Below are 22,170 nucleotides of genomic sequence, written 5' to 3'. Positions count from 1 at the left end.
ACTTGGGCTTATTTGTTTTTAATAACTCGATTGCTATAATAAATGTGATTTTACAACAGTAGAGGAATGGAGGGAGTATATGTTCGGGAAACAATCCCGGAAAGTATTTTGGCTGTTACTGCTGATCGGAGGGATGATAATGATAGGGAATGAGTCACCTGCTGAAGCTGACGGCGCGGATATACGGGCGGCCTGGGTATGGCAGGCACAGTCTGTTAGCAACGGAGACGAGCTGTTGGCCAATGCAGCTAAACATAAGATAAACAGGCTGTACGTGAATGTGGACATGACACTGCCCAAGGAGGTATACCAGACGTTTATATCCAAAGCAAGCCGTGCGGGTATTGCAGTTGAAGCTCTGGGTGGCGATCCATCCTGGGCGGTCAATGGCCGTGAAGGTCCCATGCTCAGGTTAGCCTCGTGGGTAAGTGACTACAATCAGGCTGCGGAGTCCAATGAGCGATTTGAGGCCATACATCTGGATATCAAGCCCTATGTGTTACCAGCCTGGAAAGAAGATGCCAAGCCACTGGTACAATCCTGGGTAGCCAATATGAATCTGTTATTTGAGCAAGTGAGACAGGATGGCGCAGTTGCAGTGAATATTGACCTGCCATTTTGGCTGGATTCCTATACCGTTACAGGAAATAGAGTTTCTGAGGATGCAGATAACGAACCATTGTCACGTTGGTTCATTGAACGAGTGGATCATGTCACTTTACTGGCTTACCGTGATAACGCGCAAGGTAACAATGGTATCATTCGTTTAATTCAACAGGAAATGAACTGGGCAGAAGCGAGCAACACGAGAGTCACAGTGGGTTTAAACACCAAACCGATGCCTGGTGAAGAGTTCACGACATTTGCCGGTAAAGGTGCAACGCAATTGGAAGCTGCCATTGGAGAAGTTGCATCCGCATTTGGCGAGCATACTTCCTATGCCGGTTCAGCTGTACATGACATTGTATACTGGGGACAATTGGAGCCGACAGAACTGCCATTACCGGAGATTCCATCCAATCAGCCAGAGATTCGGGGAACATATATCTGGGAGGCCTCTCAGGTGACGAATGACGGAGGAGAGCACATACTAGCGTTTGCGAGAGAGCAGAATATTAACTGGTTGTATGTCCGTTTGGATCTGGACCAACCTTATGCCAGTTACCGCAGTTTTGTGAAACGGGCAAAAGCTCAAGGCATTGAAATACATGCGATGGGTGGACACCCGATCTGGGGCAAAAAGGAAAATCGTCCACGGATACAGCGCTTGATTGATTATGTGAAGAATTATAATGCTGAATCCGAGCCGAGTGAACAATTTGCAGGCATCCATCTGGATATTGAGCCTTACACCTTGCCGGAGTGGGAGAATAGTCGGGACACCTTGTTGACCGAATGGGCTGCCAACATTACATTTTTCCAGGAAGAGACGAAGAAGGACAGTGATCTCGAAACGAGCGCAGATCTTGCTGTATGGCTGGATACCTTCCCGTTACCAGGCAAAGACATGTCTGTGACGGAGTTTATGATCAACACGCTTGACCACGTGTCGCTGATGGCTTTCCGTAACAATGCAGAAGGTTCCAATGGTATTGCTGCCGTAGTAAGTCAAGAGATGGAGATCGCGGATCGTCTGGGGAAGAAGTTGTTGATTTCAGTAGAGATGAAAGAGAACCACGAAGGTCACCATATTTCATTTTATGAAAAGGGTGCGGCTGAGATGGAGTTCCAGTTGGCCAAGTTACCTGATCTGCTGACCGAATATCAGGCATACAAAGGCAACATTGTTCATGCCTATGATTATTGGATTGAAGCCAGGCCTTGAACAGGCGACTAATATAAGAATTAACTTGCTTCGGGACTTCACTTTGAGTGAGGTTCCGGTTTTTTTTTATGGAAAAAAGATGGAATCGTGTCACCGAATGGGCTCCTGCACAATACGATGTACGGTGATGAACAGCTGAAACAAGGGAGGTAACAGACTATGGCTGTTATTAAAGCCAACTCAGAGGACGTCAAGTTATTGGCTAGGCTCATGAGGGCAGAGGCTGAAGGTGACGGCGAACAGGGTATGTTGCTTGTGGGCAATGTAAGTGTGAACCGGGTGCTGGTGGATTGTCTGGACTTTAAGGATATTCGCGATATCAATCGTATGGTATTCCAGAATCCAGGAGGCTACGAGTCAACACAGAAGGGTTACTTTTACCAACGGGCAAGACAGTCCGAGATTCGTCTCGCACAACGGGTGATCAATGGAGAGCGTTTCTGGCCTGCCAGCAATTCATTGTGGTTCTTCCGACCTGTAGCCGAGTGTCCACCAACGTGGTATAACCAGCAAAATACAGGACGTTTCAAAGCGCATTGTTTCTTCAGTCCGACAGGCGATGACTGTCCGGAAGTATATTAAATTTGGGGAGGAATCACCATGATTAATCAGCCTTATCAACCAACAACTCAAACACTGGGTCAGCAAGCGAATTCCGTGTTGGGTCAACAAGCCAATTCTCAGGTTCAAGGTACGTCTTACAAAATCGGTAACGGAATGCCTGCCATGTCACCAACGCCAGGGATGGTATCGCCAAGCTCCACAAGTGTACCCCCACTCGTATCCAGTGGAAGCCCAATGACACCAACGGGAGCAGTAATCACGACAACGGCTCCACAGTTTGAGCAGTCATACATTGAGAATATTTTGCGTCTGAATCTCGGAAAATTCGGTACGTTCTACATGACATATGAAGGCAACAAAGAGTGGAACGCTCGCATATTCCAAGGTATCATTGAAGCAGCGGGCCGTGACCATATTATCATCAGCGACCCGAAGACAGGAAGACGGATCATGCTGTTGATGGTCAACTTCGACTATGCTACATTTGATGAGCCATTGTTGTATCAATATCCGGGCGTGGTAGGCAATTACCCACAAGCTCCAAGCAGATGATCATTGGCACCTTATCATTTTGATTAATGTATGATATGGATAACACATACTGAACTACAGGCTGTCCTGAATGTGGAGATATTCCACAGAAGGGACGGCTTTTTACATAAATGATTAAGTCATACGTAACCTTTGGTTGAAAACATGGCACTTATACATGAATAGAACAAGCAGCAAGCATATATGAAGGGAGTCCATAGCATTGAAGTCATGGATTGAAGGAGCAATGAAAGGCGAACCCGAAGCTTATGAACAACTGATGGCTCAATATCGCGGGATGGCTCTTGCTGTTGCCTACAATCGTTTAGGAGATACATTTTGGGCTGAAGATGTCGTGCAGGAGGCGTTTACTGAGGCCTTTGGCAATCTGTCCAAGCTGGAGGCCCCGGAGGCTTTTCCTGGGTGGTTCAAGGTGATCGTGGAGAGGCAGTGTTATCGCTGGCTAAGACGCAAGCAGCATACCATGATTCCCGTTCAGGAGTTGGAGCATGTATTCCATGAAGGGGCTCAGGCGCATAATCCAGAAGAACAAGCGGTGCAAAACGAAATGCATCTTACGCTGCGTGATTCTATTGCAATACTGCCATCATCGATGCGGATTGCTGTCGAACTGTTTTATCTGGAGGGATACTCGCTCAAGGAAATATCGGATTTCCTCGGAGTCAAGGTACCTGCATTAAAGAAACGACTGTTCGATGCACGTTCCAAACTCAAGCGCTCAATGCCAGTGAGGAATTTGGTCTCTATGTTTACTGATTTGTATGAAGGGGGAAAAGGTATGTTGCATATTATGAATGGGGATCACGCCGCCAAACGTTTAAGAGAGAGTGGAATTCAGGGAGACATCCTGGTGTGGAGAGAGTTGTATACGTTCGGTCCGGTAGCCAAAGATATGGAAGATGCGAAGGAGCGGAAGAATCGGGCATCCGTATTAGAGCGGCAGTTGGGCATTCCACAGACGGAGTATTTGCAGATCGAGGAACTGGAACGCAAGTTGCATTCGTTTCAACAACATAAGGAGATTGTCTTATGGTTCGAATACGATCTCTATGATCAGACGATGTTATCTTACTTATTACATTATTTCAAAGGACAAGCACTTCAGAATACGAAACTGAATCTGCTCTGTATTGACTCATATCCAGAGATCGAGCACTTTAGAGGACTGGGTCAGCTCACCTCCACACAGATTGAACGGCTGTCTGGCAGCTGGCATGTGATTAACACGGACGAGCTACAAGCAGGTGCACAGTTCTGGGCAGCTTATACGTCAACTGATATCCGGCATCATATGGATTACTTGCAAGCAGACACCTCTGCGCTTCCCTTTGCGAACGCTGCATTTAGGGCGCACTTGTCCCGTCTACCATCTGTATCGAATGGCCTGGGGGTCATTGAGCAGACGACACTGGAGACCATTAAAGCGGGTATAGATCGTCCGTATCCTTTGTTTCGTGAGGTAGGGGACAAGCTGCATATTCTCGGGATGGGTGATCTTGAATTTTGGGCACATCTAAGGCGGATGACAGAAGGACCTCATGCCCTGCTTCAGATGACTGGAGCAACAACTTTCCCCAATTTCATGCAGCATTATGAAGAATTCCGTGACGCAGTCCTATCGCTGACGGAACTCGGCATTCAGGTATTGGATGAAGAAGTCGATGGGGCTCTGCTGAAGCAGGATGAGTTATGGATCGGCGGGTTGCATATTGAAGGTGGCAGACAAGCCCGTTGGCGCTGGAATCCCGCTTCTGAGACCGTAGTGGAGATTGATGGAGATTGAGTCGACATCGTGATTAACGGATAGAATCTGAGAAAATAACAGTATTACAAAAAAGAGAGTATCCAGCCATTCCCAGAGCATGGGCGAGGATACTCTCTTTGGTTTGGTTAAATGATCGTTTGCGAAATGTTAAAAAAACAGCGTAATCGAGACTTTTGTAAAAGAAATAAGCCGTTTGTGCCATTTCGTTGTCATAGGACACGGATTGACTGTGTAGTGTAGAATTATATAATAAAAGAAGCATATCTTTGTTATTCGACAGAACAAGGTGGAGGTGGAAGCATTGGGAAGTTGAAATTGCATATGAACGGCAGAATGGCTAATATCCTACATTTTCGAAGGAGGTGGACCTATTTGCCGAAGAATGACGGCGAATAGGATGACAATTTGAGTGACCCCTTACCGAGTATTATGAATTTAGTATTAATTGGTTTACTGGTATTAATGAATGGTTTCTTTGTGTCGGCGGAATTCGCGATGGTGAAGGTTCGTGGAAGCCGGATTGAGGCTTTGGTGGAAACAGGCAACAAAAATGCCATCTATGCTTCCAATATCGTACGCAATCTGGATGCGTACTTGTCTGCTTGCCAATTAGGTATAACTCTGGCATCACTGGGACTTGGGTGGCTGGGTGAACCAGCGATTGCACACCTCTTAGAACCTATGTTTACCGCATTGGGATTGGGTCCGGTCTATGTACATGGGATTTCCATTGCCATTGCATTTGTGATTATTACAATCTTGCATATTGTACTGGGTGAACTTGCTCCCAAGACGATGGCGATTCGCAAGTCTGAGACAATCACGCTGTGGTCTGCAGCCCTGCTAACGTTCTTTTATAAGTTAATGTATCCATTCATATGGGCACTGAACGGTATGGCTAATGGCTTGCTGAGAATGTTCCGAATGGCACCTGCTTCGGAGGTTGACGATGCGCATAGCGAAGATGAAATACGTATTCTGATGAAAGAAAGCAATAAGAGCGGTTTAATTGACAACACTGAATTAGCACTTGTTGATAATATATTTGATTTTACGGATACAACCGCCCGTGAAATTATGATTCCGCGGACGGAAATGATCTGCCTGAATGCCAATCAGTCCATGTTGGAGAATCTGGAGATTGCCAGTGAAAGCATGAGAACCCGGTATCCGGTATATAACGGAGACAAGGATCATATTATCGGCTTCATCCACATTAAGGATCTGATGCGATCCCAACTTACGGATACCATCTCCGTGATCCGGCCTATTCTGGCTGTGCCAGATACCACGCTGATCAGTGATCTGCTCAAGCGTATGCAACGTAGCAAGACACAGATTGCTATACTGATTGATGAATACGGGGGAACTTCCGGGCTTGTCACACTTGAAGATATCATGGAAGAGATTGTAGGCGAGATTCAGGATGAGTTCGATCAGGAGCGACCTGTTATCGAGCAAGTGGATGAGATGGAATATTCCATTGATGGATTGATGTTGATTGAAGAAGTCAGTGAACGATTCGGACTGGAGATGGATCGTGCCGATTACGATACCATTGGAGGCTGGCTATACTCTAGAGTAGATGCGATTCCACCCCAGGTCGGTCAATCGGTTGAGTATGGTGGTTATGTATTTGTCATTCAAGAGACAGAGCAAAAGCGAATTTCTCGTGTCAATGTGATTAAGCTGGAACTGTTGGTTGAAGGGGAAGGCGCTTAGCCAGATCGAAATTGTAATGAATGAAGCTGTATGGTGACGTAATGTCATCGTACAGCTCTTTTGCATGTTCATGATTCTTTGGGCGAGTGAATGACAACATCTGCGTAACGATTCTCCGTGACCAAGCAGGGCAATACATAGCGGTCGATCCCCATACTTATCCAGCTTTCTCGGGCTGTAGCCAATAAATATATTAAGGTCCCGACGGTAAGCACACTCATCAGGATAACAAGCCGACGTTTGAACGTGCGTGATACTTCGATATGTAGATCATTCGAAGTGGAGCTCTGACGATGCCTTCATACATTACCCAATACATACGGGCAGGAATAATTTGGGTTTCAACCATGCTGGAGATGCATGCAAAGACAAAAGACGCTGCCGACAGAAACATCGGAGCGTCTAATTTTTTTTTTGAAACCTGTCACCCGATTCGTCCGTTTATACCCTTACACAAATTCAAGTATAGAAGCGGAGGATGGATCAATATGCGGGAAATGAAAACGAAGAGTGCAGCATCTATACTAAAAATAACCCTTGTCGCCTTGTTAATGGTGCCAACAATCCTGACTATACCTTTGTCCGAACCAGCTGTTGCAAGCCCAATTATCAACGTGTCCTCTGGTGCCCTTACACCCCCTCCGCCGCCGGAACCATCCATCCATTCACTTGCTACCACTCGCGAACGTGGACATATCTATCAGGCGGTCGGTGCAATTATCCCTGGAGGAGGCCTGTCCGTCATCGTCAATACGAAGACCACGACATATGTGGAAGTGAAGACACTTTCCGTAGATTATCGATTGGAGCGCTGGACAGGAACAGCATGGGTAACTTTCAAAACCAATTCCAATAATGCAACGAAAACAAACTTACTGAATGCCACATCGGATTGGACTGTTATGCCAGGATATTATTATCGCGTTACCAGTATTCATACAGCGTATGATGGAAGCACCACGGATACAAGCAAACATGTCTCTGGCACCGTGTTATTTTGATCTTATCGGCGGGTGCTGCCGGGAAACTTCTGCTCTTGAAAATCGTTGGCAATAGCAGTCATTTCTTCTTCCGAAAGGGTGCCAAACAGACTCATATTGTTGGAACCCATCATCCACTGAAAGGAGTTATAGGGTGGGCCGATATACATCAGTGCTTCCGTGCCGTCTGCCAGCTTTACGGTGCTCATATCACGAAGCATGGCCCCTTCAATCTTTTCCCCAGGCATGACATAGACATAATCAAACTGGATGATCTCATCCTCTATACTCTTGCCTTCACTGGTATATTGAACTCTCATTTGTGTGGACTCATAATAATCGTCTGGATTCACAGGGTTTTCAGTATCGAGCACGAGTTCGAATTTGACCTTGTTGAATCTCTCGGGAATGGCCTTGGATAACAGAAAGTCACCCATGAACCCTTCGCGTGCGATCTCTTCCGTAACAAGTACTGGACGAAACAGATGGCTCGATAACTCATACGAAGGTGTATTCAGAGCTTCTTCTTCTTGTACTTTAAGAATGTCGTCTAAGCTGGTTTCCGGTGGTGGAGGCGTTTTGGCTGTTGACGGATCAGCCCCCAGATGGGTCGTGCGATCCTCGATGATAATGGATTTCATGCCATTGCCCCAATCCTTGATGGATTGCACAAAAGGGGATACCGCTTGCGTACCGGACGGCAGGCTGAAAATAACGGCTCCGATGGTCACGGACGCAGCTACGACAACTGAAAGTCGTAAGGTACGTATTCTTTTTTTACGTAAACCGATTCTGTTAATTTCCCTGTGTACCTTCTGCCAGGATTGCTGCATGGATTCGGTATGGGAGGCGGAAGGGGCAGAGACGGCCTGATGGAACGCTTCATCAAAAGCCAGGTCAAACGCAGCGTCGAAATATTCATCTTCCAGCTCTGAATCGAATCGTTCCACGTGCTTATCGGACTTGCCTTTGCTCAATGCTTCCACCCCATTCCTTATGTAATTTCTTCTTGATACTGCCACGGGCTCTGAACAAGCGTTGCTTCACAATGTCTTCGGAGGTATCCAGCAGTTCGGCCATCTCTCGGTAAGAGAGACCTTTTTTCCACCGTAACTCCACCAGTACACGATATTCCGGTTTGAGCTGTCTGAGATAATATTCAATGGACTCTTCCATCATCTGCGTTTCTACCATGCTTTCCACGGAAGCTGCCGTCTGATTCATCGTCTCCATATCTATAAAAACACTATCCGTATCCAATTGGTTACGGTTATTTTTATTTTTTCTCAGATAATTAATAGCTGTGTTCCGCGTGACGACCTTGAGCCAGGCTTTCAGTTTGACCTCGTCTTCGAAAATGGGTTTGTTTTTAATGATTTTGATAAAAGCTTCCTGAATAATATCTTCTGCTGCAGCACGCTCCTTGATGATATAAACGATAAGACCATGTACCATATTATAATATTCATAATACACTTCTTCCTGAAGTGCAGAGCCTAAATTATGGAAATCTGAGGCGAGTAGTAACTGAAGCCGATTGGCCATGATGTTCTCCTTTCTGGTGAACAATCCACAAACATTGGTATCATTACATTTTACAACATAATATGGAAACGATACAATGGGAGGTTGGTCCGAGAAAAACCAGATAAGGAGAGTGCGTGTAGCCTCCGGGACAGTTTGCAGGACATTAATAAAAGGCTGTCTTGCCAACCGTGTACACATGGTTGCAAGACAGCCTTTATGACTGTTCAGTAAAAATACATTACGGGAAAGAACTCATTCCGTATCCATTAGAATGCCCAGTCTCCCTTAAGGAAGATAGCTTCACGTTCGCCGTTTGCCGTGATACCGTAGATGTCCGTCTCGGGAGAGCCCATCATGAAGTCCACATGAGTGATGCTGGTGTTCATGCCACGGGCTGCAAGTTCTTCAGGAGACATCGTTTTGCCACCTTCGATATTGAATGCATAGGAACTGCCGATCGCAAGATGACACGACGCATTCTCATCATACAATGTAGTGTAATACAAGATGCCGCTCTCGGAGATCGGGGAATGGAAGGGAACCAAAGCGACTTCGCCAAGGTAGTGCGACCCTTCATCCATGGAGATAAGTCTTTTCAGCGTATCCTGACCTTCTTCAGCATGAAAATCAACGATGCGTCCGTTCTCGAATGTGAGTGAAAAACGATCAATGATACTGCCGCCATAACTGAGCGGTTTGGTGCTGGATACCTTACCGTTAACGCCGTGCTTGGCTGGAGCGGTGAATACTTCCTCTGTCGGGATATTGGCAACAAAAGGGGTGCCTTGCTCATTCACGCTACCTGCCTGCGCCCAGATATGACCTTCTGGAAGCTCGACAGTAAGATCCGTCCCCGGGGAGAGGAAGTGCAGTGCTTGGTACTTCTTGTTGTTCAGGGCAACGGCCTTGGTCTCCAGTCGTTCAATATGCTGTTCCCAAGCCGCTACAGGTTCCTCCAGATCGGCTCTCACCGCAGCAAAAATGGCTTCCCACAACTGGCTAACCTGCTCAGTTGCTGGGAGATCCGGGAATACTTTGGCTGCCCAATCGGGCGAAGGGCATGCTACGCCCGTCCAGCTCATTTTATCCGCCTGTTGATACTGACGGTACTTGGCCATCGCCTGTCCAAATGTACGCTGATGGGTCGAGATCCGCTCCGGGTCAATACCGTTCATCAGGTCTGGGCTGGAAGACAATACGGTCAGAAAGGCCGCATTATGGGCTGCCAGTTCTTCAAGCTCCGCCGCATGCCATTTGGGTGGCTCTTGAAAGGATTCCTCAGGGGCCATCTCAAACCGCAAACGATTGACGGTTTCATCTCCGTATTTTACAATCACCTGCTTGGCGCCAGCTTCGTATCCCTTGCGCACCAGCAAGCGTACGAATTCAGCGGTATCAATCATTGCACTGATGACAAATACTTGCCCGGGCTGAACGTTAGCCCCTACTCTTACAGCAAGTTCAGCGTAACGATCCAGTTTTTGTTCAAAACTTAACATATGAGTTCCCTCCAATGATTGAATGTCGATCTGTTGACACAGGAAAAGAGAGGAGTAATCTCCTCTCTCCTAATCACATCAAACCGTTTTAAAATGCCCAGTTTCCTTGCAGGAAGATCGGCTCTTCCGCGCCTTCGGAGGTCACGCCGTGGATGTTCATTTCTCCAGATCCAATCATGAAGTCTACATGAGTGAGACTGGAGTTCATACCACGTTCAATCAGCTCTTCTTTGGACATCGTTTTACCACCTTCCAGACAGAAGGCATAGGCATTACCGATAGCCAAATGGTTAGAGGCATTCTCATCAAACAGGGTATTGTAGAACAAAATATTCGTATCGGAAATTGGTGATTGATGTGGAACAAGGGCTACTTCACCCAGATAGTGCGCACCTTCATCCATCTCGATCAAGTTTTTAAGCGCATCCAGTCCTTGCTCAGCGGTGTAATCCACAATTCGACCGTTCTCAAATGTAAGGGAGAATCCGTCAATCAGGTTGCCGCCATAGCTCAGTGGTTTCGTGCTGCGCACTGTGCCGTTAACACCGGTTTTCAGTGGAGCTGTGAATACTTCTTCCGTAGGCATATTGGCAATAAAGACATGTCCTTGCTCATTCACACTTCCACCGGATACCCAGATATGGCCTTCTGGAAGTTCGATGGTCAGATCTGTGCCTGGAGCTGTATAGTGAAGCTTTTTGTATTTCTTGTTGTTCAGCAGATCAGCACGGGAATCCAGGTTTTGCAAATGAGTTTTCCATTCGGCAACCGCATCCTGCTCACCGATCCGTACCGTTTTGAAAATGACGTCCCACAGGCGATCCACTTGCTGTGCTTCGGGCAGATCCGGGAACACTTTGGCTGCCCATTCCGGAGAAGGAACGGCCACGATAGACCAGCTGAATTTGTCAGCCATCTGATAAGAACGATATTTTTCAAGCGCTTTGCCGCGCACTTTCTGGCTAGTAATGATCCGTTCCTGAGCAACACCATTCAGCAGATCCGGATTCTCAGCGATGACGTGCAGGATAGCGGCACCTTCTTCAACGAGTTCAGTCATTTCAGCTGCAAACCATTTCGGTTCAATGGAGAAGGCTTCATCAGGGGCAAGATCGTAATGAAGACGTGTAACGGATTCGTCGCTCCAGTTTACTTTGACCAGTTTGGCACCTGTACCGTAAGCTGCTTTGACAATCAGTCGTACAAAATGTGCTGCCGAGATTGGAGCGTTAACCACGAGCGTCTGTCCAGGATGGACATTGACACCGACTTGTACAGCCAGTTCAGCATATTGCTGAAGATTCGTTTCAAAAGTATTCATGCTATTTTTTCCTCCAATGTGAACATAATATCGTAGCTTGTTGGCTATTATAGTCCTCATTACAACTATGTAAGGACTCAGAATGGTTCCTTCATTGAATAAGGTATACGTTGCTACGTTATATATTGTACAATTAACCAATAATAATTACCAAACTAGGTTTACCAGAAATGTTGGAGACCGACTGTAGATGAAAGATTAAAGGAGAGAATGATTGTGAATATTGAAATTATAAGTGCTGAAATGCGCCGTGAAGGTGAAAAAGGATACGTGGGGAATACCGTTTTCCGTACAGAAGGTGAAAAGTCAGTTTATGAGATTACCTTCATGAGCAAGAACGGAAAAGACTGGGACTATAGCTTGCATTTCACGGAACAATCCGGAGATGAAGATGAACTGCTGCGTATGGACGAGCTGCTTGAGAATGATGACGATCTGTACAATCAATTGCTCGATGCTGCTCTGGAGGCATATCCGGCTTAACTGGCCGAGATGTTCTTGTTCTATTGTGTTGTGTCGATGACTATACTAGACGGTGTATGCCCGAAACAGGGTGTATACCGTCTATTTTATTGGAAATGTTGAATAGATGATCCAGAAAAGGGAAGTCTACGAGATGAATGGAACCAGAGAGACAATCCGCCAAATGGGAGGTAACCGTGAATGGCATCTGACAATCTGATTACAGAAGGGTTGACGGGACTTGAAGAAGTCGCGCCCGATATTCTCAGTCTACGTACACTATTTGTTAATGTCGTGTTCATCGGAGAGCCAGGAAGCAGGAACTGGGTCCTCGTGGACACCGGAATGGCGAGGTTCACAGATCATATTGTTCAGGTTGCATCAGAACGATTTCAAGGTCCGCCGTCTGCGATCATATTGACACATGGTCACTTCGACCATGTAGGAACCGTTATTGAGCTGGAACAATTCTGGGGTGTGCCGGTGTATGCTCATCCGCTTGAAATTCCGTATTTAACGGGATTAAAAGATTACCCGCCAGCGGACCCTTCTGTAGGTGGAGGTTTAATGTCCAGGTTGTCATTCGCATACCCCAATGAGGCAATCAATCTGGATGATCGGATATTCAGTTTACCCAAAGATCATTCCGTTCCAGGCGTATCAGGATGGGAATGGGTGCACACGCCAGGTCATACGCCTGGACATGTGTCGCTGTTTCGAGAAGCAGACCGTTTGTTAATTGCGGGAGACGCAATCATCACAGTGAAGCAGGAATCGCTGTGGAGTGTGTTGCTTCAGGACAAACAGTTGCATGGCCCGCCTTCCTATTTTACAACCGATTGGCAGGCTGCTCATCAATCTGTCCAGCATATAAAGCATCTGGAGCCGAAGCTTGCGATTACCGGGCATGGGCATGCCTTGAGCGGAGATATGCTGAGTGAATCCCTGAAGCGGCTTGATATGGACTTTGAAGAGAGCACTGTGCCGGATCACGGCAAATATGTGGATTAATTGAACCAGCATATGAAAGCGAGCAGAGACAGCCGCAGCGGATTGCAGCTGTCTTTTTCCTGTCTTTTTTATCTTTCTATCATGAATTTGTTCTCTATCATAGATTGGTATTTTGCGCTCGGGCATGATATAGTCGAGCCGTATAATATAACCTTAGTATGCAGGAGGTACATATAACGATGACACAGCAAAATGCAGCATTTGAAGAACAATTTGGAGGGATTCCGGCCGTTTGGCTTCGTTTTAATCAGTTTGAAGCGGCAGTTATTCCAAGCGTGGGTGCCAACCTCGTTGCTTTCCGTGATACAGAAAAGGGTTTCCGTTACTTGAGAGAGCCGAATCAGGATCAGATGGATGAGTTTATGGCTGCACCTGCGGTCTATGGAATTCCGATTCTTTCTCCACCGAACCGTTATGAGGATGGACGTTTCCCCTGGAATGGTAAAATCTATCAGTTGCCTGTGAACGAACCGGCTACAGGTAACCATTTGCATGGATTTTTGCATGATGCCGAGTGGAAGGTCGAGGGATATGGATCGGACCAGCTAGAGAGTTATGTCTTGCTTAGCCAGGACGTGAAAGAAGGACATACATTCCATCAGTACCTGCCGTTTACATTCACGGTGACGCTTCGTTACTCATTGAGTAGCCAAGGACTTCAGCAACAATTGATCGTCCGCAACAACGGGACTGAATATATGCCGAATTTGTTTGCATTCCACACGGCGATTGCTGTACCTTTTGCACCAGATAGTCAAGCCTCGGATTACACGGCCAAAGTTACCATTGGACAACGTCGTGAATTGAATGAGCGTTCGCTGCCAACAGGACAATTTCAACTGCTTACACCTGAGGAAGAACAACTGAAGAAAGACGGGGTTAGTCCGTTCTTTGCTGCCATGGATAATCATTACACTGCGGAACCGCAGAATGGACGTAACTATATGGAACTTACGGACCACCGTACTGGAGACAAACTGGTATATGATGTGGGTACATCGTACAAGCACTGGATGATCTGGAACAATAACATGGGTGGCGAATTCTTCTGTCCTGAACCACAGATGAACCTGGTTAATGCTCCTAATGTTGAAGGCATCCCGGCAGAAGAAATCGGTTTGATCGGTCTGGAGCCAGGCGAACTGTTCGAACAGACAAGCCGACTGTATCCAATCGCGTCACAAAAATAAATTCACGCTCGTTTTGCGCTACGCTTACAATTTTGTCGAAAAGGTGAAAACCTGCTCGTAAATCATGTATAATATGACGAGATACACAAGCTTTGTAGAGACCCAAACCATTTTTTTGGAGGAGGACAAGCAAGTGGAATACCGCATTGAGAGAGATACGTTAGGCGAAATGAAAGTACCAGCCGACAGGCTGTGGGGAGCTCAGACGCAGCGCAGTAAGGAGAACTTTCCGATTGGCCGTGAACATATGCCGATGGAAGTTATCCGTGCCCTTGCCATTTTGAAAAAAAGTGCTGCGGCCAGTAACCATAAATTAGGTAAATTATCTGCGGCTAAGTCCGATGCCATCGCTTATGCAGCAGACGAGATTATTGCAGGCCGAATTGATGACCATTTCCCACTGGTTGTGTGGCAGACTGGAAGCGGAACGCAATCCAATATGAACGTCAACGAAGTGATTGCCAATCTGGGGAACCAACTGTTGGAGCAAAAGGGAAAGGAAGAGCGTCTGCATCCAAATGATGACGTGAACATGTCCCAGAGCTCTAACGACACATTCCCAACGGCTCTGCATGTCGCAGGTGTACTGGCTGTTGAGGATCAACTCTTGCCGGCCATTGCGGTGTTGAAAGCCACTTTTGCAGACAAGTCGGAGGCATTCAAGGATATTATCAAAATTGGACGTACTCACCTTCAGGATGCTACACCGATTACACTAGGTCAGGAGATCAGTGGTTGGGAAGCCATGCTGGGCAAGAGCGAGCGCATGATCCGTGAAAGTGTGCAGTACCTGAAGGAGCTCGCGATCGGCGGTACAGCTGTCGGCACGGGCATTAATGCACATCCTGACTTCGGGGACTTCACTGCCAAGGAGATTGGCAAACATACGGGGAAAGATTTTGTATCTGCACCAAACAAATTCCATGCACTTACGAGTCATGATGAAGTCGTGTATGCGCACGGTGCCGTTAAAGCGCTTGCAGCTGATTTGATGAAAATCGCCAATGATGTTCGCTGGTTAGCCAGTGGCCCCCGCAGTGGATTGGGAGAAATCCGTATTCCGGAGAATGAGCCAGGCAGCTCCATTATGCCAGGTAAAGTCAACCCAACTCAGAGCGAGGCCATTACGATGGTGGTTACGCAGGTCATGGGGAATGATGCAGCAATTGGTTTTGCGGCAAGCCAGGGTAATTTTGAACTGAATGTATTCAAACCGGTTATCATCTATAACTTCCTGCAATCCGTGCAACTCCTGGCGGACTCCATTATTGCGTTTAATGACAAGTGTGCCGTAGGCATCGAGCCTAATCTGGATCAGATTGAACATAATCTGAATAATTCACTTATGCTGGTTACAGCGCTCAACCCGCATATTGGTTATGAGAATGCAGCCAAAATCGCGAAGCTTGCACATAAAGAAGGCTTGTCTTTAAAACAGGCAACGTTACAAACAGGCCTGCTTACCGAAGAGCAGTTTGATCAGTATGTCGATCCAGCCAAAATGATCGCTCCAAAGGCCTAAAATCAGCCTAAATGAGGAATAAAAATCATTGATGAAGACGACCTGCATAAGCAGGTCGTTTTTCTAATGCAAATCGATGAACTTAAAGCTTGTCAGGCTATACGTATACATATAAACTACATATGCAACAGGTGTATTGAAATTGAATAGGATTCGTATATATTTGGAGGTTTCCGCGTTGTCAAAAACGAGAAGATTTACGATACGCTCCAAAATTCTCTTGGGCTATCTTGTTGTTGTGGTTCCAGTTTGAAGTGCCTTATAGCGTTCTATATTACTGGAAAGACAATCGACTGCTTCGGGTAGCTGCATATGCTGCGGATGGAGAGAAAGAACGTTCGCTTGGTAAAGTGTCGCTTGCCCCGGGTGAGGGACTTGTCGGACAAAGTGCTGTCGAGAAGCGAATCTTGCGTATGAATGATCTGCCTCAAAACTATATCCGAATCTCATCGGGCCTTGGACATGCATCTGCCACATCACTTACCGTAGTACCGGTCCTGTTCGAAGGCAGAACAATAGCGGTAATCGAACTTGCATCAATGAATCCGCTGCAAGAGAAAGACATGAAGTTGATGCAAGAACTGACGGAGATTTTTGGTGTTTCACTACACTCCACCGTCACTCGTATGGAGTTACAGCATTTGTATGATGAGTCACAAGTTCTGAATGAAGAATTACAGGCACAATCGGAGAAACTTCAGGCTCAGACCGAAGAGATGCTGTCTCAGACGGAGGAGCTGCAAATGCAGACTGAAGAGCTTCATATGCTTAATGATCGCCTGGAAATACAGAAGAATGCTGCAGAGACATCAGCCAATGAACTCTCGGTTGTAGCAGATCAGCTACGAACTAGTTCGGGGTACAAATCCGAATTCTTGGCCAACATGTCCCATGAACTGCGGACTCCGCTTAACAGCATGTTGATTTTATCCGAAATATTGTCTGAAAATAAAAATCAAAACCTGAATAGTGAAGAGCAGAACTATGCTTCAGTCATTCATAATTCAGGTAAAGACCTGCTGAATCTGATCAATGATATTCTGGATCTATCCAAGGTGGAAGCTGGACAGATGGAAGTGGATTTCGATGATGTCTATCTGGGCAGTCTGCCTGAAGTCATGAATCAGTATTTCCTGAAAACAGCGGAGCAGACAAGAATAGATTTTCGAATTCAGCTCCAAAGTCCTTTGCCGGAAACGATCGTGACTGATGAGATGAGATTGCACCAGATTCTTCGAAATCTGCTCTCCAACGCATTCAAATTCACCAGTGAGGGTGAAGTTGCCTTAACGATCTCCAGCATGAGTCTGGCTCATCCTGAAGCCAAAGGCCAAGAGACAGATGTGATTGCTTTCTCCGTCAGTGATACGGGTATCGGGATTGCGGATGACAAACTCTTGCAGATCTTCGATGCATTCAAACAGGCGGACGGAGTTACGGCTCGTAAATACGGGGGGACAGGGCTTGGCTTGTCCATCTCCCAATCGCTTGCGACTCTGCTGGGGGGTTCTATCTCGGCAACAAGCCGTGAAGGGCATGGCAGTGTATTCACGTTGTTCCTGCCACAGAGAATGGATGAGCCTGAGACCATGCACACATCCCGGTTGTTCCTGAATGAGGTGGCTAGCACCACCCCCGAGATCAACAAACTTCCTTCATTGACCACAGGTCAATCGGATGTGTTATTAACACCTCTGGAAGAAGCGTTGCTCAGCGGACGCCAAGTGCTTGTCGTCGATGATGATATACGTAATGTATACGCGTTAGCTAACGCTCTTGAGCAATACGGTATGAATGTCATTTCAGCGCAGAACGGATACGAGTGTCTGGAACTGTTGGAGCCCGGAGGAGTAACGCCTGATATCATCATGATGGATATCATGATGCCGGAACTGGATGGCTATGAGACCACTCGTCAGATCCGTGAACGACTTGGCATGACCCAACTTCCGATTATTGCGCTGACAGCCAAAGCCATGAAAGAGGATCGGGAGAAATGTATTGCAGCAGGCGCATCGGACTATCTCAGCAAACCGCTGAATATCAAAGAAGTATTATCCCGCATGAAATTATGGATGAATCACGAAACATTGGAGATCTGATCGTAATTGAACTAAAAATTATTTACACTGACACTACGATGACAGAACAACCCTCCAATCGCTGTTATCGTGTAAATGGATTACTTCAACGTTATGTGGATCATAGTAATTTATAATTAAAAAACCTATGCCAATTACAGGAGTGTGTGCTGTGATTAGGTCATAGGTTTTATTTTTTTGTCGTGTAAGCTTTATTTCGGAATTTGATGTTATAATACTTAACAACAAATAAAACTTAAATGAGTGATTATAGATTTAATTAGAAATATAATCCAGAATTAAGCTGTGGAAACGATAATAACACGATTTTGTGTTATATATATGGGAGGTAGTGTCCATGCAACTTACGGTTAAAGAGGCTTTACAGGTATACCCGTTGTCAGAGGCCAAACTGGTTGCGGGTGGAGAAGGGACTTCACGGATGATGAAATCCGTTAATGTCATGGACGCTCCTGATATCGCGGATTGGATCAAATCCGGAGAAATGCTGTTCACCACCGCTTTTATTATGAAAGACAGTGAGACGGATGCATTACGTTTGATGCGACGCTTGAATGAACGCGGCTGTGCAGGACTCGGCATCAAGCTGGGACGTTTCTGGCAGTCCATTCCCCAAGGTATTGTCGAGGAAGCCGATCGACTTCGGTTGCCACTCCTTGAACTTCCCTTTCAATTTACCTTCTCCGACCAGATGAATGCCTTGTTCAAGGCTGAACATGAACGTAGCAACCGATTGCTGCATGAGGTCGTGCAAAAACAGAAAAAATTAATGCAGTTTGCACTGCAACAGCAGCCACATCGGAATGTGTTTGCCGAACTTGCCACGGTGCTGAACTATCCGCTTGCCGTCATTGGTTCACGTGGGCATGTACTATATGGTAGTGAAGGCATTGCAGGGGATGCTGTAACCCAAGGCTGGCCGTGGAAATCTGTCATGCACCGAGTGAAATGGAATCAGGGAAGTTGTCACCGTGTACCCATTAAGCAAAATGATGAAGAATACGGATCGTTGCTTGTGTTTACCGATTCAGCCTTATCCCTTCGAGCGGAGGAAGAGCTGTTCCAGCAGGCTGCCGATGTACTGGCATTTTATATGGATATGACTTATCGCGAGCATATTAATCCGACTGTGCAAGATGAGATGCGTACACTGCTTTCACAGTATCTGGATAACAAAATGACTATCCAGGAATTGACCACTTTGAGTGAAAACAAAGGTGTACATCTATTCCAGGGAACTTATCAGTGCGTACTGATCACGCTTGAACCCACTGTGTTTGCCGAGGGAAAGCTGCTTAAACAGATTCATCGTGAATTGCAGTACAATCCACTGATGCAATTCACGGCGTCACAGCATTTTCAGATCGAAGATGGTATTCTGTCCATCTATACCTGCCCAACAGGGCGTGATTATGGAGAGGAGCTGTCAGGTTTTCTATTGAACCGGTTCGGTGATGTTCTGGCAGCACAAGAAGCAAAAGGGGCACCGGCTCCGCGCTTCTGGATCAGCAAAATGAAACATGAGCCCAAGTCGCTCCGGGAAGCGTACCAGGAGTGCCTGGATACACGACAACTGGCTCGCCGGTTCGGCATGAAAGATCGTGCGTTACAATTTGAAATGCTCGAATTTGCCTATGTGTTCCAACATGTACCGGATAACATTATGGAGAACTACTGTAATAAAGTACTTGAACCGTTACTTGCCAGGGATGGCGATCCCAATCAGGTGCTGATGAATACGCTGGAGTCCTTTATTGAGAATGACGGACTGATCAATGAAGCTGCCAAGCAGCTGTTTGTGCATCGTAATACGGTCACTTATCGTATGGAGAAAGTCGGCAGCTTGCTGCAGATGGACTTTAAGAAGACGAATGATCTGCTTAAGTTGAAGCTGGTATTCACCTTCCGCAAGTTTGTGCGAGACAAAGCAGCTGCAAGACCACACAATGTCCAACTCTAGACCGCACATTATGCAACGTGACAATGACCGGGTCAGACCCCCAAGAACCGCATTCCCTTGATGGAGTGCGGTTTATTCATGTTTGAGGACAACAAAAGCTGATCTTCCCGTGCACAGCAAACAAATCACAACTCTGATGTTATGTTATATTACAAAATTGCGTAAATATTGTTGTCGCGATATTGAACGACACTTAGAATGAAGATCAATGATCAATAATCTACAACAGACCGGAGGTTCTAACATGAGCGACTTAATTAAACTTGTTAACAACTGGTCTATCACACAGTTTGTGCATACGTTTGGCGGCTTATTTGAGGAATCACCGTGGGTAGCTGAGCGTTCCGGGCTTTCACGACCTTTCGATTCATTTGAACAGATGATGCATGTGATGACGAGTGTGGTTCAGGCATCGGATGACCAGGTGAAATTGCAACTGCTTCGAAATCACCCGGATCTTGGGGCACGAATCAGCATGAGCAGCAATTCCGTACAGGAACAAGCTGGTGCAGGGCTTGATTCACTTTCACAGGAACAATTCAACGAACTTCAGCAATTAAATAAAGCATATACAAGCCAATTTGGCTTTCCTTTCATATTGGCCGTCAAAGGCCATACTGCCGGGTCTATCCTGGAATCGATGCGACAGCGTCATCGTCGAGGCAGGCAAGAAGAATTCGAGACTGCATTGAAGGAAGTGTTCAAGATTGCGGGCATTCGCTTGGAGCAGTGGCTCGCACAGATCGGTCATGAACATGAGTTCGTGAGCAAGCCAGCCGCAGTGCAGCAGCGGACCATGTATTACGGCAAAGGGGATGTGTGGATGTATCGTTCCTACGCCAAGCCGTTGACGGGTATACAGTCGATCCCGGAATCTCCGTTTATGGGACGCAGTAATATTCTGTTTGGATTGAACATTAAGGTCGCTGTGCAGGGCGATGAATTCTTGCCTTCTTTTGCAGAAGGGGATAATTCGCTGGTAGTGGCAACCGATTCGATGAAAAACTTCATTCTCACACATGCAGCGGAATACACAGGGGCAACGGTGGAAGGATTTCTTGCACTGGTAAGCCGGCGTTTCCTGGAGACATATCCGCAGATGACCAAGGTTCAGATGACAGCGGACCAGATTCCTTTTGAAGATATACCCATTGGAGTAGAAGGAAGTTATCGACCGAGTGCGCTCGTATTCCGTTATTCGCAGAATGATCGCGCGACAGCTGCCATAGAGGCAGAACGAACAGGCGACTCGATTGTATTAAGCAACCATTTCAGTGGTGTAGCCGATCTGAGATTGATCAAGGTCAAAGGCAGTGAATTTGCCGGATTCATGCAGGATGAATATACCACTCTTCCAGAGACAAGGGATCGACCATTGTTTATTTTCCTGAATATCAATTGGCGTTACGAGGACCCGAGAGATGGCATAGATGATCGGCGTGGACGGTATGTGGCGGCGGAACAGGTCAGAGATTTGGCTGCTGCTGTATTTCATGAGTGTAGATCCGCTTCCATTCAACATCTGATCTATCAGATTGGACGAAGATTGTTAATTCGATTTGAGCAGTTAAGTGAGGTTTCATTTGAATCCAACAATCGGACCTGGGAGACGGTGCTGGAGGAAGTGAAAGAGGGGGAAGGCAAAGTGTTTACCGAGCCGAGACCGCCATACGGATTCCAGGGTTTCTCGATGACAAGGGATGATCTGGCAACAGACGGCCGTGACGCCGGGAAAGAAGGTGACGTCTAATGTCGATATCTGGCGGACGAATTACAACACATGTGCTGGATACATCCAAAGGCGTCCCTGCTGCGGGTGTTCGGATCGAGCTGTATACCTTGAAGAGGGATGGAGAACAGGAAAGCAAGATAAAAGTTGCTGAGTCGGTGACCAATGCGGATGGGCGTTTGGATACGCCGCTGCTGGATGAAGGCAAGCTGGAGCAAGCGATATATGAGCTTCAATTCCATGTCGAGAGTTATTATGCACAGCGTTCATTGGAGGAGCTGGGGCAGGCGTTATGGACGATTGTTCCGATTCGTTTTGTCGTATCTGATGCATCAAGCCATTACCATATTCCATTATTGATTGCTCCAGGAGGTTACAGTACATACCGGGGAAGCTGAGCATGTACACATCCGGTTCTGATTCAGGGGGAGGGTCATCC

The 22,170-nt window shown here is 46.6% G+C and carries 18 protein-coding genes; 14 read left to right on the top strand and 4 right to left on the bottom strand.

The window, feature by feature from the left end; genetic code table 11:
• The first annotated feature begins 139 nt into the window (after positions 1–139).
• From AC1S8V_RS17220 to AC1S8V_RS17195, 6 genes are all read left to right on the top strand, one after another.
• A complete protein-coding gene (locus tag AC1S8V_RS17220) occupies positions 140–1,825 on the top strand; it encodes a hypothetical protein (RefSeq protein WP_482070065.1) in 1,686 nt (561 codons plus the stop codon).
• 159 nt (positions 1,826–1,984) lie between these two features.
• Positions 1,985–2,407, top strand: coding sequence for a cell wall hydrolase (locus AC1S8V_RS17215; protein ID WP_482070064.1), 423 nt, complete (start codon positions 1,985–1,987; stop codon positions 2,405–2,407).
• Positions 2,408–2,482: 75 nt separating this feature from the next.
• Positions 2,483–2,941 (top strand): spore coat protein GerQ, encoded by a 459-nt coding sequence (gene gerQ, locus AC1S8V_RS17210; RefSeq protein WP_036613981.1) that lies wholly within the window; start codon positions 2,483–2,485, stop codon positions 2,939–2,941.
• A gap of 202 nt (positions 2,942–3,143) precedes the next feature.
• Complete coding sequence (locus tag AC1S8V_RS17205) at positions 3,144–4,724, top strand: sigma-70 family RNA polymerase sigma factor (RefSeq protein WP_482070063.1); 1,581 nt, start codon at positions 3,144–3,146, stop codon at positions 4,722–4,724.
• A gap of 411 nt (positions 4,725–5,135) precedes the next feature.
• Positions 5,136–6,428: a hemolysin family protein gene (locus AC1S8V_RS17200; RefSeq protein ID WP_482070062.1), complete on the top strand. Its 1,293-nt coding sequence runs from the start codon at positions 5,136–5,138 to the stop codon at positions 6,426–6,428.
• Between the two features lie 488 nt (positions 6,429–6,916).
• Positions 6,917–7,429: a hypothetical protein gene (locus AC1S8V_RS17195; RefSeq protein ID WP_482070061.1), complete on the top strand. Its 513-nt coding sequence runs from the start codon at positions 6,917–6,919 to the stop codon at positions 7,427–7,429.
• Positions 7,430–7,431: 2 nt separating this feature from the next.
• On the opposite strand, the gene AC1S8V_RS17190 is transcribed toward AC1S8V_RS17195, so the two are convergent.
• The 4 genes from AC1S8V_RS17190 to AC1S8V_RS17175 all read right to left on the bottom strand — a co-directional run bounded on the left by AC1S8V_RS17190 (position 7,432) and on the right by AC1S8V_RS17175 (position 11,755).
• Positions 7,432–8,385 (bottom strand): hypothetical protein, encoded by a 954-nt coding sequence (locus tag AC1S8V_RS17190; RefSeq protein ID WP_482070060.1) that lies wholly within the window; start codon positions 8,383–8,385, stop codon positions 7,432–7,434.
• The gene (locus AC1S8V_RS17185; protein WP_017688141.1) at positions 8,363–8,953 is read right to left on the bottom strand and encodes an RNA polymerase sigma factor; all 591 of its coding nucleotides are present in this window, start codon (positions 8,951–8,953) and stop codon (positions 8,363–8,365) included. Before AC1S8V_RS17185 ends, AC1S8V_RS17190 begins: the two co-directional genes overlap by 23 nt.
• Positions 8,954–9,201: 248 nt before the next feature.
• Positions 9,202–10,434, bottom strand: coding sequence for an aminopeptidase (locus tag AC1S8V_RS17180; protein ID WP_482070059.1), 1,233 nt, complete (start codon positions 10,432–10,434; stop codon positions 9,202–9,204).
• Between the two features lie 88 nt (positions 10,435–10,522).
• Entirely contained in the window at positions 10,523–11,755 is a 1,233-nt protein-coding gene (locus tag AC1S8V_RS17175; protein WP_482070058.1) for an aminopeptidase, read from the bottom strand.
• A gap of 210 nt (positions 11,756–11,965) precedes the next feature.
• Here AC1S8V_RS17175 and AC1S8V_RS17170 point away from each other — a divergent pair, with 210 nt between their 5' ends.
• The 8 genes from AC1S8V_RS17170 to uraH all read left to right on the top strand — a co-directional run bounded on the left by AC1S8V_RS17170 (position 11,966) and on the right by uraH (position 22,129).
• The gene (locus tag AC1S8V_RS17170; protein ID WP_482070057.1) at positions 11,966–12,238 is read left to right on the top strand and encodes a hypothetical protein; all 273 of its coding nucleotides are present in this window, start codon (positions 11,966–11,968) and stop codon (positions 12,236–12,238) included.
• Positions 12,239–12,418: 180 nt separating this feature from the next.
• Positions 12,419–13,228, top strand: a complete 810-nt coding sequence (locus tag AC1S8V_RS17165) for an MBL fold metallo-hydrolase (protein ID WP_482070056.1) — start codon at positions 12,419–12,421, stop codon at positions 13,226–13,228.
• A gap of 179 nt (positions 13,229–13,407) precedes the next feature.
• Positions 13,408–14,418 carry an aldose epimerase family protein gene (locus AC1S8V_RS17160; protein WP_482070055.1) on the top strand — a complete coding sequence of 337 codons (1,011 nt, stop codon included), beginning with the start codon at positions 13,408–13,410 and terminating at the stop codon, positions 14,416–14,418.
• A gap of 133 nt (positions 14,419–14,551) precedes the next feature.
• Positions 14,552–15,940, top strand: coding sequence for a class II fumarate hydratase (gene fumC, locus AC1S8V_RS17155; RefSeq protein WP_482070054.1), 1,389 nt, complete (start codon positions 14,552–14,554; stop codon positions 15,938–15,940).
• A gap of 230 nt (positions 15,941–16,170) precedes the next feature.
• Positions 16,171–18,042, top strand: a complete 1,872-nt coding sequence (locus AC1S8V_RS17150) for an ATP-binding protein (RefSeq protein ID WP_482070053.1) — start codon at positions 16,171–16,173, stop codon at positions 18,040–18,042.
• A 337-nt stretch (positions 18,043–18,379) separates the two neighbouring features.
• On the top strand, positions 18,380–20,002 hold the full coding sequence (locus AC1S8V_RS17145; RefSeq protein WP_482070052.1) for a PucR family transcriptional regulator: 1,623 nt from the start codon (positions 18,380–18,382) through the stop codon (positions 20,000–20,002).
• 244 nt (positions 20,003–20,246) lie between these two features.
• Positions 20,247–21,752 carry a factor-independent urate hydroxylase gene (gene pucL, locus AC1S8V_RS17140; protein ID WP_482070051.1) on the top strand — a complete coding sequence of 502 codons (1,506 nt, stop codon included), beginning with the start codon at positions 20,247–20,249 and terminating at the stop codon, positions 21,750–21,752.
• Entirely contained in the window at positions 21,752–22,129 is a 378-nt protein-coding gene (uraH, locus tag AC1S8V_RS17135) for a hydroxyisourate hydrolase (RefSeq protein ID WP_482070050.1), read from the top strand. The genes pucL and uraH overlap by 1 nt, the downstream gene beginning before the upstream one ends.
• Positions 22,130–22,170: the final 41 nt, after the last annotated feature.

The organism is Paenibacillus sp. B46(2026) (assembly GCF_056786355.1).
The sequence above is the reverse complement of the archived record's forward strand: the minus strand, read 5'-3'. Positions and strand labels throughout refer to the sequence as shown.